Origin of the sequence: Micromonospora sp. A200 (genome assembly GCF_029893845.1) — a bacterium.
GTDB classification, from domain to species: domain Bacteria; phylum Actinomycetota; class Actinomycetes; order Mycobacteriales; family Micromonosporaceae; genus Micromonospora; species Micromonospora purpureochromogenes.
Map to the genome: position 1 here is coordinate 170,102 of NZ_JARXXY010000006.1, position 15,482 is coordinate 185,583.

General features: G+C 70.8%; 12 protein-coding genes, 1 tRNA gene and 1 other RNA gene. 4 read left to right on the forward strand and 10 right to left on the reverse strand.

Annotation, left to right across the window (positions count from 1 at the left end):
* Nucleotides 1-45: 45 nt before the first annotated feature.
* Together M2302_RS08590 and M2302_RS08595 are read left to right on the forward strand one after the other, a co-directional pair.
* Entirely contained in the window at nucleotides 46-705 is a 660-nt protein-coding gene (locus tag M2302_RS08590) for an HNH endonuclease family protein (RefSeq protein WP_280837378.1), read from the forward strand.
* Nucleotides 687-1,148: a hypothetical protein gene (locus tag M2302_RS08595; RefSeq protein ID WP_280837379.1), complete on the forward strand. Its 462-nt coding sequence runs from the start codon at nucleotides 687-689 to the stop codon at nucleotides 1,146-1,148. The genes M2302_RS08590 and M2302_RS08595 overlap by 19 nt, the downstream gene beginning before the upstream one ends.
* Before the next feature lie 51 nt (nucleotides 1,149-1,199).
* Here the strand turns inward: M2302_RS08595 and M2302_RS08600 are convergent, their stop codons facing one another.
* The 5 genes from M2302_RS08600 to M2302_RS08620 form a co-directional block, all read right to left on the reverse strand.
* Entirely contained in the window at nucleotides 1,200-2,294 is a 1,095-nt protein-coding gene (locus M2302_RS08600) for an oligopeptide/dipeptide ABC transporter ATP-binding protein (protein ID WP_280837380.1), read from the reverse strand.
* Nucleotides 2,291-3,277 (reverse strand): ABC transporter ATP-binding protein, encoded by a 987-nt coding sequence (locus M2302_RS08605; RefSeq protein WP_280837381.1) that lies wholly within the window; start codon nucleotides 3,275-3,277, stop codon nucleotides 2,291-2,293. Before M2302_RS08605 ends, M2302_RS08600 begins: the two co-directional genes overlap by 4 nt.
* A gap of 112 nt (nucleotides 3,278-3,389) precedes the next feature.
* Complete coding sequence (locus M2302_RS08610) at nucleotides 3,390-4,331, reverse strand: ABC transporter permease (RefSeq protein WP_210776076.1); 942 nt, start codon at nucleotides 4,329-4,331, stop codon at nucleotides 3,390-3,392.
* 83 nt (nucleotides 4,332-4,414) lie between these two features.
* Nucleotides 4,415-5,422 carry an ABC transporter permease gene (locus M2302_RS08615; protein ID WP_210776037.1) on the reverse strand — a complete coding sequence of 336 codons (1,008 nt, stop codon included), beginning with the start codon at nucleotides 5,420-5,422 and terminating at the stop codon, nucleotides 4,415-4,417.
* 100 nt (nucleotides 5,423-5,522) lie between these two features.
* A complete protein-coding gene (locus M2302_RS08620; protein WP_210776036.1) occupies nucleotides 5,523-7,196 on the reverse strand; it encodes an ABC transporter substrate-binding protein in 1,674 nt (557 codons plus the stop codon).
* A gap of 984 nt (nucleotides 7,197-8,180) precedes the next feature.
* Between M2302_RS08620 and M2302_RS08625 the strand changes: the two genes are divergently transcribed.
* Complete coding sequence (locus tag M2302_RS08625) at nucleotides 8,181-8,777, forward strand: hypothetical protein (protein ID WP_280837383.1); 597 nt, start codon at nucleotides 8,181-8,183, stop codon at nucleotides 8,775-8,777.
* Nucleotides 8,778-8,977: 200 nt separating this feature from the next.
* Here the strand turns inward: M2302_RS08625 and recR are convergent, their stop codons facing one another.
* The 4 genes from recR to ffs all read right to left on the reverse strand — a co-directional run bounded on the left by recR (nucleotide 8,978) and on the right by ffs (nucleotide 13,143).
* Nucleotides 8,978-9,571 carry a recombination mediator RecR gene (recR, locus tag M2302_RS08630; protein WP_179802253.1) on the reverse strand — a complete coding sequence of 198 codons (594 nt, stop codon included), beginning with the start codon at nucleotides 9,569-9,571 and terminating at the stop codon, nucleotides 8,978-8,980.
* Between the two features lie 8 nt (nucleotides 9,572-9,579).
* On the reverse strand, nucleotides 9,580-9,888 hold the full coding sequence (locus tag M2302_RS08635; protein WP_218896632.1) for a YbaB/EbfC family nucleoid-associated protein: 309 nt from the start codon (nucleotides 9,886-9,888) through the stop codon (nucleotides 9,580-9,582).
* Nucleotides 9,889-9,996: 108 nt separating this feature from the next.
* The gene (locus M2302_RS08640; protein WP_280837384.1) at nucleotides 9,997-12,957 is read right to left on the reverse strand and encodes a DNA polymerase III subunit gamma and tau; all 2,961 of its coding nucleotides are present in this window, start codon (nucleotides 12,955-12,957) and stop codon (nucleotides 9,997-9,999) included.
* Between the two features lie 96 nt (nucleotides 12,958-13,053).
* Nucleotides 13,054-13,143, reverse strand: an RNA gene (gene ffs / locus M2302_RS08645) — signal recognition particle sRNA small type.
* A gap of 81 nt (nucleotides 13,144-13,224) precedes the next feature.
* On the opposite strand from ffs, the gene M2302_RS08650 reads away from it, so the two are divergent.
* Nucleotides 13,225-13,309: transfer RNA gene (locus tag M2302_RS08650), tRNA-Ser, on the forward strand.
* Here the strand turns inward: M2302_RS08650 and M2302_RS08655 are convergent.
* Nucleotides 13,283-15,052, reverse strand: coding sequence for a hypothetical protein (locus tag M2302_RS08655; RefSeq protein WP_280837385.1), 1,770 nt, complete (start codon nucleotides 15,050-15,052; stop codon nucleotides 13,283-13,285). The genes M2302_RS08650 and M2302_RS08655 overlap by 27 nt on opposite strands.
* Nucleotides 15,053-15,482: the final 430 nt, after the last annotated feature.

Here is a 15,482-nt window from a genome sequence, read left to right on the forward strand (position 1 = left end):
CTGTGCGGGATCGCCGGGAGCCCGCAAGCTGGAGAGGTGTCGTCTGTGCGTACCAGATCAGGAGCCCGTGGGACGGTGGCCGTCGCGCTCGCCGCGGTGCTCGCCCTCGGCGTGGGCGGTTGCGAGGTTTCGCTCGACGAGCCGGAGGCGCCGCCGAGCAGCGCCGGCAACGTCGGTGAACAGCTGGCCGAGCTGACCGTCGCGAAGGCGGGCTCGATGCGGGGCTACAGCCGCGAGCGGTTCCCGCACTGGCGGGACACCGGCACCAACTGCGACGTCCGGGACAGCGTGCTCAAGCGCGACGGGGAGGACATCCGCCTCTCCGGCTGCAACGTGGTCGCCGGCCACTGGGAGAGCGTCTACGACGGGCGCACCTTTACCGATCCCTCCGACGTGGACGTCGACCACATGGTGCCGCTGGCCAACGCGTGGCGCTCGGGGGCGAACGAGTGGGACGACGCCAAGCGCGGGGACTTCGCCAACGATCTGACCCGACCGCAGCTCATCGCGGTTTCCGCGACCTCCAACCGGGCAAAGGGTGACCAGGACCCGTCGGAGTGGAAACCGGCGAACCGGTCGTACTGGTGCAAGTACGCGGAGAGCTGGGTGACGGTCAAGCATCACTGGCGGCTGACGGTGACCAGTGCCGAGAAGGCCGCCCTCAGCGACATGTTGGAGGGTTGCACATGGGCGAACAAGCCGTGACCGGTGCCGGGGCGACTCCCGCACCGGAGCAGATGCCGGACGCCGGCGGGGACGACGCGGCCGCCGCCACCGGCAGCGGTGGCGGCACCGGCACGACGGCCGCCACCGCCGGAATGACCGCGGACGGCCACCCGGCGGCGCCCGCCGCCGTGCCGGGGGCCGGGATGAGCGCCGACGCCCGCCCGGACGCGTCACCCCGGGAGCTGACCGCCGACCTGGTCGCCGGGCCCGGCGGGGTGATGACCGACGAGGTCGGCGTGGTGACCGGCGAGCTGACCCTGAAGACCCGGTACGCCGACGGGCAGGTCACCCTCTCCGTGCAGTACAAGGACGCCGACGAGTGGTACGCGGTGACCGGCGGGAAGGCTGCGCTGGCCGACCCGGCCGGGTTGGACGCCGTCCACGCGGTCGCGGTCGCCCTGCTCAATCGCCCGGAGGGCTGAGACACGCCGAGGCCCCCAACCCCGCGCGGGGTTGGGGGCCTCGGCACACGCTCACGGCGTCGGGATCAGCTCACCGGTGTCCGGCGCCCCACCGTCGTCCGGCCGGACCAGCTCCGGCTCCACCTCGTGCGGACGGATCCGGCCGGCCGCGATCTCCTCGGCGTAGTGGCAGGCGACCTTGTGCCCGCCGACCACCTCGCGCAGCGCCGGCCGCTCGTCGGCGCAGCGGGTCGGCTGCGCCCACGGGCACCGGGTGTGGAAGCGGCAGCCGGACGGCGGATTGGTCGGCGAGGGCAGGTCGCCGGCGAGCAGGATCCGCTCGCGGCGGTCCTCCACCAGCGGGTCCGGCACCGGCACCGCCGACATCAGCGCCTTGGTGTACGGGTGCATCGGCTCCCGGTAGAGGTCGTCGCTGGACGCCTCCTCCACCAGGCCACCCAGGTACATCACGCCCACCGTGTCGGCGATGTGCCGGACCACCGCCAGGTCGTGCGCGATGATCAGATACGTCAGGCCGCGCTCGTTCTGGAGGTCCTCGAGCAGGTTGAGCACCTGCGCCTGGATGGACACGTCGAGCGCCGACACCGGCTCGTCGGCGACGATCAGCTCCGGGTTGAGCACCAGGGCCCGGGCGATGCCGATGCGCTGGCGCTGGCCGCCGGAGAACTCGTGCGGGTACTTGCTCAGCGCCGACGCGGGCAGGCCGACCGCCTCCAGGGTCTCCCGCAGCCGCCGGCTCGTCGCCGCCTTGTCGTTGGCGAGGCCGTGTGCCTTGAGCCCCTCGACCAGCAGCGACTCCACCGACTGCCGGGGGTCCAGGCTGGACAGCGGGTCCTGGAAGATCATCTGCATCCGGTGGCGGGCCAGGCGCATCTTCTCGCCCTTGAGCTGCCGGACGTCGGTGCCGTCGAAGAGGATCTCGCCGTCGGTCGGCTCGACCAGCCGCAGCAGGCCCCGGCCCAGCGTCGACTTGCCGCAGCCCGACTCGCCGACCAGCCCGTACGTCTCACCCGCCCGGATGGCGAGCGAGACGCCGTCGACGGCGTAGACGTACCCGACGGTGCGGTCGAAGAGCAGGCCGCTCTTGATCGGGAAGTGGACCTTGAGGTCGCGCAGTTCGACCAGTGGTCCGGTCCGCTCGGTCACGGGACCGCCACCTCCTCGGAAACGGGATTGTTGCAGCGAAGGTCGCCGCCGGTGGCGGTGGGCTCCAGCGGGGGCGGACCCTCCAGGCAGGCGTCCACGACGTTGTCGCAGCGGGGCGCGAACGCGCACCCGTCGGCCCACGGGATGTTGTCGGCCACCGAGCCGCGGATGGCGTGCAGCCGCTCGCCGCGCGGCGAGTCGAGCCGGGGCACCGAGCTGAGCAGCCCGTGGGTGTACGGGTGCCGGGCCCGGGCGAACAGCTCGTGCCGGGCGGCCCGCTCGACCACCTTGCCGCCGTAGAGCACGTTCACCGTGTCGCAGAGGCCGGCCACCACACCGAGGTCGTGCGTGATCATGATGAGCGCGGTGCCGGTCTCGTCGACCAACTGCTTGAGCAGGGTGAGGATCTGCGCCTGGATGGTCACGTCCAGCGCGGTGGTCGGCTCGTCCGCGATCAGCAGCCGCGGCTTGCAGGCCAGCGCGATGGCGATCAGCGCCCGCTGCCGCATGCCGCCGGAGATCTGGTGCGGGTACTCCTTCAGCCGGCGCTCCGGGTCCGGGATGCCGACCGCGTCGAGCAGTTCCCGAGCCTCCCGCAGCGCCTTCTTGCGATCCATCCCCTGGTGCCGCTCCAGCACCTCGGCCACCTGCACACCGATCGGGATCACCGGGTTCAGCGAGGAGAGCGGGTCCTGGAAGATCATGCCGATGTCCCGGCCACGCCGGTCCCGCATGTCGTCCGGGCGGAGCTTGAGCAGGTCGGCGCCGTCGAAGAGCACCTCACCGCTGACCTTGTTGCCCCGCCTGGGCAGCAGCCCCATGATCGCGAGGCTGGTGACGCTCTTGCCGCAGCCGGACTCGCCGACCAGGCCGACCGTCTGGCCCGGCTCCACGCTGAAGCTCACCTTGTCCACGGCGGTGAACGGCCGCTCGCCCCGCCGCTGGAACACCACGCTCAGGTCGCGTACGTCGAGCAGGCTCATCGGGTCACTTCCTCACTGCACTGGTCCTTCGCTCGCGACTGCGGGGCTCGCAAGCTCACTCCTCGCGCTAGCCGGCGGCCCACGCCGGCCGTGCTGGTCCGCCGCACCGCCCTCACCGCCGGTTCTTCGGGTCGATTGCGTCGCGCATCGCCTCGCCCAGCAGGGTGAAGCCGAGCGCGACCACGATGATCGCGAGCGCCGGGTAGTAGGCCAGCTCGGGGCGGGCCTCGAAGTAGTGGACGCCGTCCACGCCGAGCATCAGGCCCCACTCGGCGCGGTTGATGTCCGGGTCGCCGAGGCCGAGGAAGGAGAGCGCCGCCGCGTCCAGGATCGCCACCGCGAAGGTGAGCGTGGCCTGCACGATCACCGCGGTCAGCGAGTTGGGCAGCATGTGCCGCAGCACGATGTTGCGCTCCTTGACGCCGAGCGCCCGCGCGGCGAGCACGTGGTCGCTCTCCCGCTGGGCGAGCATCGAGCCACGCAGCAACCGGGCGAAGATCGGCACGCTGACGATGGCCACCGCGAAGATGACCGTCCACTGGCTGGACTTGCTGGCCATGGCGACCAGGGTGATCGCCAGCAGAAGGCTGGGCAGCGCCAGCATCACGTCGGTGAGTCGCATCAGGACGACGTCGACCCAGCCACCGAAGGCGCCCGCGATCGCACCGAGCAGCACGCCGAGGGAGAGACCGATCAGGGTGGCGAGCACGCCGACGAAGAGGGTCTGTCGGCTGCCGTAGATGAGCCGGGAGAGGAAGTCGCGACCCAGCGGGTCGGAGCCGAGCGGGTGCCCGTCGGTGGCCCCCGGGATGTTCTCCACGGTGAGGTTCTTGGTGAGCGCGTCGAACTCCTGCGCCGGGTCGTGCGGCGCGATCAGCGGCGCGAAGACCGCCACCAGGATGAACAGCCCGACGATGATGGCGCCGACGATGGCGACCGGGTTGCGCCGGAGCCGCCCCAGCGCGTCGCGGAAGAGGCTGACGCCGCCGTTGTCGGCGGTGGCCCGGGCCAGCTCGTCCAGCCGCGCCTTCTTCCGGTCGCCGAGCAGGCCGATGTTCCGCTCGCTCACGCCGCCCGTGCGCTCGTCACCGGTACGGGGCGCCGGCGCGGTGGCGCCGGCCTGGGTGGTCGGATCGGTCATCGGACACGCACCCTCGGGTCGATGAAGGCGTAGGAGAGGTCGACCAGGAGGTTGACCACCACGAAGACCAGGGCGGCCAGCAGGATGATCGCCTGGAGCACCGGGTAGTCCCGGCCACCGGTGATCGAGTCGACGATCAGCGTGCCGAGTCCGCCCCAGTTGTAGACCTTCTCGGTGAGCACCGCGCCGGAGAGCAGCGCGCCGGTCTGCAGGCCGATGGTGGTGACCACCGGCAGCAGGGCGTTGCGCAGGATGTGCCGGCCCCGGATGGTCCGGTGCCGCAGGCCCTTGGCCTCGGCGGTGCGCACGTAGTCCTCGTTGAGCACGTCGAGCACGCTGGCCCGGGTGATCCGGACGATCACCGCCAGCGGGATGGTGGCGAGCGTGACCGCCGGCAGGATCAGGTGCCAGAGCGCGTCGGCGCTGGCGTCGAACTCCCGGGTCAGCAGGCCGTCGAGGACGTAGAACCCGGTGATGTTGGTGTTGTCCAGCCCGGTGGTGACCCGCCCGGACGGCGGAAACCAGTGGATGTTCTGGGTGAACACGTCCTTGAGCAGGTAGCCCAGGAAGAAGATCGGGATCGAGATGCCGATCAGGGTGCCGGCGATCGTCAGGTTGTCGAGGGAGCGACCGCGCCAGCGGGCGGCGAGGTAGCCGAGCGGGATGCCCAGGCCCACCGCGATGATCATCGCAGCGAGGGCCAGCTCGATGGTGGCGGGGAAGGCGCGCCCGATCACCTCACTGACCGGGTCACCGGTCCGGATCGAGTTGCCGAAGTCCCCGGTGAGGACCCGCTGCATGAACTTGCCGTACTGCACCAGGATCGGCTGGTCGTAGCCGAGTGCCTTGATCAGCAGGGCGCGGCGTTCCGGGGTGGCCCGCTCGCCGAGCAGCGCCTCCACCGGGCCGCCGGGCAGGTTCCGCAGCCAGATGAAGATCAGCGCCGACAGCGCTATCAGGGTCACCACCAGCTGCAGCAGGCGGCGGACTATGACTCGCAACATCTCTCACACACCAGACTCTCGATGTTCGCGGAATCGGCCCGGGCCGGGGTGGAGCCCCCGACCCGGGCCGATACGCGCCTACGGCGTCAGCCGACGTACGTCACTTGGTGACGCTGACCGTGTTGAACCGCTCGTCGGTCAGCGGGCTGGCGACCAGACCCTTGACGTCCTTGGTGACGACGATGGCCGGCGGGGCGTGCCAGACCGGCACGGCCGGCAGCCACTTGCTGGCGATGTCCCGGTTGACCTGCTCCCAGGCCGCCTTCTTGGCCGCCTCGTCGACGGTGCCGTCGGCCTTGGCGATGGCGTCGAACATCTCGGTCATCGACTGGTCGCCGAACTCGACCTTGCCCCGACCGAAGAACGTGCCGACGAAGTTGCCCGGGTCGTTGTAGTCACCGGTCCAGCCCAGGATGTGCAGGTCCTGCTTGCCGAACTGCTGCACGTCGTCCTTGAAGCCACCGTTCCACGGACGCGGCACGCCGTTGACCTTGATGCCGACGGCCTGCAGGTCGTTGGCGAGGATCGTGAAGATCTCCTGCGGGTTCGGCATGTACGGCCGGGAGACGTCCGGCGGGTAGTAGAAGTTGAGGGTCAGACCCTCGGCGCCGGCCTCCTTGAGCAGCTGCTTGGCCTTCTCCGGGTTGTACTCGTACTTCTGCACGTCCGGGGCGTAGCCGAGCACGGTGTCCGGCATGAACTGGTCGGCGACCTTCGAGCCACCCGGGCCCTTGGTCTGCACGAGCTGCTGACGGTTGAGGGCGTAGGCGATCGCCTGGCGCACCCGCAGGTCCTTCAGCTTCGGGTTCTTCTGGTTGATGCCCAGGTAGAGGATGTTGAACGCCGGCCGGGCGACGACCTGGAAGCCCTCACCCTCGAGCGCCTTGCGGTCGGCCGGGGCCGGGAAGTCGATGCCCTGGACGGTGCCCGCGCGCAGCTCCTGCTTGCGGGTGTTCTCGTCCTTGATGATCTTGATGATCAGCTTGTCGACCTTGGCCTTCTCCCCGAAGTAGTCCGGGTTCCGGTTCAGGGTGATCTCGTTCTTGGCCTTGTCCCAGCCGCCGAACGTGAACGGACCGGTGCCGACGGGGCCGCTGGTGGCGAACGAGCTGTACTCGAAGGAGTCGCCGTTCTGCTTGACCGTGTCGGCGTCGCCCTTCTTCAGGGCCTCCGGGCTGGCGATCGAGAGCGCGGTCAGCGCGAAGGCGCCGGGGAACGCACCCTTGTACTGGTTGAGGGTGATGACGGCGGTGCCGTCGTCCTTGGCCTCGCACTTGTTGTAGACCGGCTTGCCGGCGTCGGGGTTCTCGTTCTTCGCGAAGCCGCCGAAGACGTCCATGTAGTAGATCATCTGCGACTGGGCGGCGGCGCCCTTCATGTTGTACCAGCGGTCGAAGTTGAAGCAGACCGCCGTGGCGTTGAAGGGGGTGCCGTCGTGGAACTTCACGCCCTGGCGCAGCTTGAAGGTCCAGACCTTGCCCTCAGGGTCGTGCTCCCAGCTCTCCGCCAGGCCGCCCTGAAGCTCGGCCGTGCCCGGCTTGTGCTGGATGAGGGTGTCGTACATCTGCCGGATCGGCCGGAACGACTCACCGTCGTCGTTGAAGATCGGATCGAAGTTCTTGGGGTCACCGGCACCCGCGAAGATGAAGGTGCCGCCCGTCTTGGCCTCGCCGCTGTCGTCGCTGCGGTCGCTTTCCGCACAGCCGGCCGCGCCGACCGCCAGGGCTGCAACGGCCGCGAGGGTCACGGCCGTTCTAAGCCTTCTCGCCTGCATCTCTCACCTCTGTCATCCGCGTGACCACGCCGGTTTCATGGCCGGTCCGTGAGCGGGAGGCTATGACAGGACTCACCCGCAGCGGAACGGCCGTTAGGCAATCGCTATCAAGCCGACACCAAGCCGCCGGGTCTGACAGCCCCGGATCCGTCGACAAACGGGACTGTCACACCCGGCACCCCGGTCGAGACCGTTCCCGCGCCGCCGGTCAATAACCACCAAAACCCCGCAAACCACCCTCCGGACCACGGCCCGCCGCCGCCGGCTCCTCTTCGGGTACGCGGACACCCGTCCCCGCCTGCCGCCAGGCGGACGGATCGGCCCGCCGCCGCAGCAAAACGGTCCTCATCCGTCGACGTCCGGGTGGTCGGCGTCCCGGGTCGTCGGCGGTGGTGGGCGTCAGCCGATGCCGTCGTCGTGGCGATATCGGATCGGCGTGGAGACCGCCAGCTCGGCGAAACGGTGTCGATCGAGGCCGGGGAGTTGTCCCCGTGGTCGGCCTCCAGGCCGGCCAGCCCGGGCCGGTCCGGGCCGTGTCGTCGTGCGGTGACAACCACTGATCCGGGACGGGACGGGTCGATGGTCCGGGCCGGGGTGGCCTGCGGGGGCTGTCCGCTTCGGCCCGGTGGCCACCCGGCGCGATGTCCGGTTCATGCCCGGATCGGGTCCGCGGTCCCGTGACCGTCGGCACCCCCACCCCGGAATGGCGGCCGGCCCGGGGTCGTTACATCCTCTGTACGACCGCAGCAGCAAGCCCGCTGGCCTGGCCCGATCACCTGGGCCGCCCGGGATGCGGGCCCCCGGAATGATGGTGGGCGGCCGGTCGTTACACATGGACCCGGCGCCGTGAGCCCCCGCTTGCGAAGCCTGCCGGGGCGAAGACTTTCCCCTTGTATGTGAGCGCCTGCTCGTGGTGCTTACGCCGCCTGTCACGTCGATCCCCCGGTCGACCGGCGGCGTCAACCCCCTGAAGGAGCTTCCCCCATGAACACCACCATTCTGCGCAAGAGCGTTCTGGGTATTGCTGGTCTGGCTTTCGCCGGTGGCATCTTCGCCGGCCCCGTCACCGAAGCCCACGCCAACCCGGCCGTGGACGCCAAGGCCGTCGCCGTGGTGCAGGCGGACAAGCCGGGTGTGGACAAGGGCAAGCTGATCCCGCACGGTGTGCAGGGCAAGCAGTCGCACATCGACCTGGGCGACGAGCAGACGAAGAACGTGAAGGCGATCATCGCCGCGACGAAGAAGTCGGGTATGGACGAGCGGGCCGCCGTGGTCGCGATCGCGACCGCGCTGCAGGAGTCGAAGCTGGAGAACCTGGGTCACCTGGGTGACCGTAACGACCACGACTCGCAGGGCCTGTTCCAGCAGCGCCCGTCCAGCGGTTGGGGCACGGTTGAGCAGATCACCGACCCCGAGTACTCGACGATGGCGTTCCTCAAGGGCCTCAAGCAGGTCGACGGTTGGAAGGACATGCCGCTGACCAAGGCCGCGCAGACCGTGCAGGTCTCGGCCTACCCGGACCACTACGCCCAGTGGGAGAAGCAGGCCGCCGACCTCGTCGCCAAGCACTGGAACAACTGACCCACCTGAACGATCAACGCTGGCCGGCACCCCGAACCCGGGGTGCCGGCCAGCGGCATGTCCGCCGTTGATCATGAGGTTGGCAGTGGTGGGGCAGATCAACGCCGCCGCCAACCTCATGGTCAACGAGGAGAACGCCGATGGGTCCACGCCTGTTCGCGTGGACCCATCGGATACGGCTCGGTCGTGCGTACAACGGCTCAGACGGCGCGGCGGCCCTCGAAGGCGCGGCCGAGGGTGATCTCGTCGGCGTACTCCAGGTCGCCGCCGACCGGCAGGCCGCTGGCCAGCCGAGTGACCGAGATGCCCATCGGCTTGACCATCAGCGCCAGGTACGTCGCCGTCGCCTCGCCCTCGGTGTTCGGGTCGGTGGCCAGGATCAGCTCCCGCACCGTCCCGCCGCTGAGCCGGGTCATCAGCTCGCGGATGCGCAGGTTGTCCGGCCCGATGCCCTCCAGCGGGTTGATCGCCCCGCCGAGCACGTGGTACCGGCCCCGGAACTCACCGGTCCGCTCGATCGCCACCACGTCCTTGGGCTCCTCGACCACGCAGAGCACCTCGTCGGTGCGGCGCGGGTCGCGGCAGATCCGGCACTGGTCGGACTCGGCCACGTTGTAGCAGGTGGTGCAGAACCGGACCAGCTCCTTGACCTTGCGCAACGCGCCGGCCAACCGGTTGACGTCGGCAGGGTCCGCCGACAGGACATGGAACGCGATCCGCTGGGCACTCTTCGGGCCCACGCCCGGCAGCCGCCCCAGCTCGTCGATCAGGTCCTGGATTGCACCTTCGTACATCAGCCGGCTCAGAACCCGGGCAGGCCGAGGCCGCCCATGCCGCCGGCGACCGGACCCATCTTCTTCTCGGTCAGCTCCTTGGCCGCCTCGGCGGCGTTGTGCAGGGCCGCGACGACCAGGTCCTCCAGAGTCTCCACGTCCTCCGGGTCGACTGCCTTCGGGTCGATCTTGATGCTCTTGATCTCACCGGCGCCGGAGACGGTCGCGGTGACCAAGCCGCCGCCGGCGGTGCCGGTCAGCTCGGCCTCGGCCAGCTCGGCCTGCGCCTTGGCAATCTGCTGCTGCATCTTCTGCGCCTGCTTCAGCATCTGCTGCATGTTCGGCTGTCCACCTGGGCGCACGGAGGGCTCCTTCTCGCACTCGTCTGCTCGGCCGCGCCCAGCCTAGTCGGGCGGCGGCACACGTCCTCGATGGCCGGCGCGCGCTCAGCGCGCGTCGACCTCGTCGATCTTTTCGGCGCCGAACGCCTCCCGGAGCAACTGCACCGCCTGCTCCTCGCTGGACTGCCGGGCGGTCCGCTCGTCGACCACCTCGTCCAGCGGCTCGTCACCAGGGTCGAACCCCTCGTACGCCGGGGTCGCCGCCGGCTGGGGGCGGCCACCGCCGCGCAGCGGCCCGTCGAAGTCCGGGTCGTACGGCGGCTCGCCGGCCCAGTCGGCGTCCGCGGTCTTCCGCGCCGCCTGGGCAGGGCGTGCCGCCTTGCCCGTTCCGGCCGCCGCCGCAGCCGCCCGCGCCGCCGCGATCGCGCTGCTCACCGGCGCGCCGCCGGTCGCCGCCGCCGGGGCCGGCGACGGTGCCGACTGCGGGCCGGCCGGTCTCGGTACGGCGGTCGCGGTGGCTGTCGCCCCACCCGGGCGGGCGGGCTCCGGCCAGTCGTCGCCGCCCGGGGTGGCGGTCGCGGCACCACCCGGACGGGCCGGCTCGGGCCAGCCCTGGTCACCGTCGCTCGCACCGCCGGGGCGAGCCGGCTCGGGCCAGTCCTCGTCGTCTCCGGCACCGTCGGCCGGGGCGCTCGGGCCGCTCGGGCCGGTCGCCGCCGGGCCGGTCCCGCCGTGGGTCGCCGGGCCGGCCTGGGCACGGGCCGCCGGGCCGCCGGCACCACCGGCCTGCCCCACACCACCGGGCCGCCCTGCGCCGAGTCTCCCTGTGCTGCCGGGCCGTCCGCCGTCGCTGCCCGCCGGGCCACCGGCACCGCCGGCAGGACCGGAGGCACCGCGAGCCGAACCGGCTGCGCCCATGGCGGTCCCAGCTCCCCCGGCACCCAGGCCGCCGGCTGAGCCACGGCCGGTGGACTGGCCGGCCGGAAAGCCTGCGGCTCCACCGCCGGGCACACCCGCCGGGCCACCCGCACCCGCACCGCCGGCAGCACTGGACGCACCGCGCGGAGCCACGCCGTTCGGGCCAGCCGCGCCGCCCGAACCCGCGCCGTCGGAAGCACCCGATGCACCGCGCGGACCCGCGCCGCTCAGATCCGCCGGGCCGCCCAGGTCTCCACCGTTGGTCGCGTCGGACCGGCCTACGCCGTTGGCGGTGCCAGACGGGCCCACCCCGCTGGCTGAGCCGGACGGCCCCACGTCGTTGGCCGCGCCGGACGGGCCGCTCGGGCCCACACCGGCCGGGCCGGCAGCGGCCGGGCCGGCGGGCGCGGGGGTCGGCGGGGAAGCCGGTCGGGTCGGAGCCGGCGCCCGGCTCGGGCCACTGAGCGTGGCCGCGCCACGCTCGCCGGCCACCTCGCAGCGGATCTGCCAGCGACCGCCGAACTCCTCGTAGAGCGCGTCGGACAGCACGGAGATGTGGTTGCCCATCATCTGGGCGAGGACCGGCGACTTGACGGTCAGCACCACGGTGTCGCCGTCCACGTCACGGACCACGGCGTCGCGCATCAGCGCCGCCGCGGGCTTCTTGATCCGGTTGACCTTGGCGACGATGTCCGGCCAGGCACGGCGTACCGCGACCGCGTCCAGGGCACCCGGGGAGCTGCTGCCCGGGCGGGGCGGCGCGGGGGTGGCCGGGTCGGGCATCACCGCCTCCGGCGGCACCCGACGGGGGGTGGCCGGCGGGGTCACCGGCTCCCCCACCGGGGCGGCGGCCGGCACGGCGACGTCCCGCGATTCCACGACGGGGGCGGGCGCGCTCGGGGCGGCGGGGGCGGGCTCGGGGCGTACCTGGGAAGCGGGGGCGACCGGCGCGGGGCCGGCGGCGGCCGACGGCAGCTCGGCGCCACCCAGGGTGAGCCGGCGCTCCATCCGCTCCAGGCGCTGGAGCAGGCCGCCGGTGGTGTCGTCGGCGCCGGGCAGCATCATCCGGGCGCAGATCAACTCCAGCAGCAGCCGGGGCGCGGTGGTGCCGCGCATGTCGACCAGGCCGTTGTGCACGATGTCGGCGCAGCGGGAGAGGGTGCCCGGGCCGAGCCGCTGGGCCTGGGCGGCCATCCGCTCGACGTGGTCGGCCGGACCGTCGATCAGGCCCTTGGCCGCGGCGTCCGGGACCTGCTGAAGCACGATCAGGTCGCGCAGGCGTTCCAGCAGGTCGGACGCGAACCGGCGCGGGTCGTGCCCGGCCTCCGCCACCCGGTCGACGGTGGCGTACGCGGCGGCGCCGTCCCCGGCGGCCAGCGCGTCGCACATCTCGTCGATCAACGCGGAGTCGGTGACGCCGAGCAGCGCGGCGGCCCGGGCGTAGGTGACCCCCTCCGGGCCAGCGCCGGCGATGAGCTGGTCGAGCACGGAAAGGCTGTCCCGGGCGCTGCCGCCGCCGGCGCGCACCACCAGCGGGAAGACCGCCGGCTCGACGGTGGCGCCCTCCGCCTCGCAGAGCTGTTCGAGGTACGGCCGGAGCGTCTTCGGCGGGATCAGCCGGAACGGGTAGTGGTGGGTCCGCGACTTGATCGTGCCGAGGACCTTCTCCGGCTCGGTGGTGGCGAAGATGAACTTGACGTACTCCGGCGGCTCCTCGACCAGCTTGAGCAGCGCGTTGAAGCCGGCCGACGAGACCATGTGCGCCTCGTCGATGACGTAGATCTTGAAGCGGCTGCTGGCCGGCGCGAAGAACGCCTTCTCGCGCAGCTCGCGGGCGTCGTCGACGCCACCGTGGCTGGCCGCGTCGATCTCGATCACGTCGATCGAGCCGGCACCGTCGGTGGCCAGCGAGCGGCAGGACCCGCAGGTGCCGCAGGGCTCCGGGGTGGGGCCCTGCTCACAGTTGAGCGAGCGGGCCAGGATGCGGGCGCTGGAGGTCTTGCCGCAGCCCCGGGGGCCGGAGAAGAGGTAGGCGTGGTTGAGCCGCCCGCTGCGCAGCGCCTGCGACAACGGCTCGGTGACGTGCTCCTGCCCGATGACCTCGGCGAAGGTGCGCGGCCGGTACTTGCGGTAAAGGGCCAGTGCCACCCGTACCGCCTCCTCTCGACCGAGCCATTCTGCGCCGGTCAGGCGCGGGTGACCACCCACCACCCCGGCAGGTACGGTACCGGCGCCCGGAGACAAAAAGGCCTCCCGTGCACCCGGCAGAGCTCGCTTATCCTTGCTGCCTTCCGGCCCTGGGGAGGTTCACGAGATACCGCCGCACGGGAGGTGACACCAGCCTACCCGACTCCAGGTGGATCATCAGGGGGTGGTGGGGTGGCCGGCCCGCCGGGGACCTGTATCCTGGCTCGCGGAGGATTCGCCTAGAGGCCTAGGGCGCACGCTTGGAAAGCGTGTTGGGTTAACACCCTCACGAGTTCGAATCTCGTATCCTCCGCTCTTCTGAGCAGCACAAACGCGAGGGCCGGCCCCATCGGGGACCGGCCCTTCGTCGTCTTTGCGTCGCTCTCGTCTCGGTTGTCCTGTTCCGGCCGGTCTGCCGCCGCCGCCGCTCTCCCCTGGCTGGCACGGCGGGTCGCCCCAGAGCAGTCCGCCGAGCTGCTGCGCGATGTCCCGGCGCACCTGGTCGGTCATGTGCTGATACCGGACGGTCATCGCGGAGTTGGACCAGCGGCAGCCCGAGATGCGGCGAAGCTCGCTGACTGGTCGGGCTACCTCCGCCGCATCGACACGGAGTTTCGGCCGCCAGCTCCCAGCTACTGGCCGTCTGACGCCTCAGCCGCCTCGATTTCTCGCCGCGGCTCACAGCGGCACGCTTGCCCTGCTTCTTCGGCTTGAACAGGGACGCGACCCCCTCGCCGACGGTCCCGGCCACACCGGCGATCGCCCCACCGACCCCCTTCACGGCGGTCAACGCCTGAGGTTCGTCAGGAACTCCATCGCCATCGAGGTCGACGCTTCGGAAGGGTCGGGTTACGGTGACGGCTGCCGCCGCGACCCCTGAACCTGCTGCATTCGCCCCGCCCGCCATTCCAGCGCCGACGGTCCCGGCCACACCGGCGATGGCCCCACCGACTCCCTTCACGGCGGTCAACGCCTGAGGCTCGTCAGGAACTCCATCGCCATCGAGGTCGACGCTTTGGAAGGGTCGGGTTACGGTGACGGCTGCATTCGCCACCCAGTTGCCCGTGGCTTTGGCCGCGTCCTCGAGCGCCACAAGCGCCCGGTTCGGCTCATCCTCTTCCTCTTCCGCCGTGACATTGATTGGCACTGTGAGGTGATCTGGGAACTCCGATGGCGCCTCGGCAAATGCCGTCTTCGCCGCGTTGACGACCTCGCGACCAAAAACGAACCGAGTGACACCGCCAGCAAGGGCGCCGACGCCGTACTCAATCGCTGCCTGCTGCCTGCCCCTCAAGCCGGAGCGCACGGCCTCCAACTGACCCGTCTGAACAGTCCGGACCAGGTCTTGTGCCGCGCCTCCTGGAAGGGTGTCCGCAAGAGTATTCGCCCAATGCGACCAGTCTTTGCGGCCGGAGGCGATGGTGTGGCCGACGCCGACAATGCCGTCCGTCGACGCGCTCGCGAGGTCGGTTGCCATGGCTGCAATCTGCTTCTGACTGACGCGTCCGTTGGACAGGAGGTAGACGAGAGCGTGGGCCTGGTCCTGGTCAAGAGCCATGCCGTGAATGTCGGCGATCGCGAGGGCGAAGATCGCGGTGATCTCGAACTGGAGTTGCTCATCACCAGCCGGAAGGAGTGCGGCGGCCCTTTGGGCACCTGTCCTCGCGGCGTTTAGCGCCGCGCCTTTCGCGACCGCTTTCGCCGCCTCCTTGCCGACCTTCTTCGCCGCCTCCTTGCCGGCCTTCTTCGCCGCCTGGGCGCCCACACTCTTGGCCCCAGCCGTAACGGCGCTACCGCCCGGGATCAGCGCGATCGCGATGTCAGCGGCAATCGCTCCCGCAGTAACGATGCCCCCGGCGACAGTGATCGCTGTGACGTAGTGCCGCTCAAGCATCGTGATGACCTCGGCAGGAGTCGCTTCGGGATTCCGCTTCCGCACCCGTTTCACGTACTTGCGGGCAATCGCGTGCCGGGCGCTCACAGCATTCGCGATCTCATGCTCGGCGTTTTCGTGGAGGAGTTCCGCCTCCAGAGTGATGTTCTCGACGTCAGTCACAGGATCGTCTCCCCGGTCGTCAGGTATTCGTCGGCGCCAGTCCGGTTCCACGAGCCTAATGCCTCGTCTTTGAACGTTGATCGTTTAATCGGTCGGTTCTGAGGACTCGTCCGGCGGACTGTCTCCCATCACTCGGTGGGAGGTGGTGGCCGGTGGGCAGACGCCCGGAGGTGTTCGTCCGGCAGGTGTCGATACCCGTCGACCTGCCTGCGCAGGTTCCGCGCCGGACGACCGAACCCTGCGACCGGCAACAACGGCCCGACAACCGCCCACGCCTCGTCCGTCAGATCATGCCGCCCGGCCGCATCCACGACCCGCAGCATGCCGAAGCTGCAGGTCAAAAGCCACTTCCGACACAGACCCTAGGCATGCCGATGGCCCCACCGACTCCCAGCGGCCCCACTGGAACCTACAGCCGACGGGTGAGCGT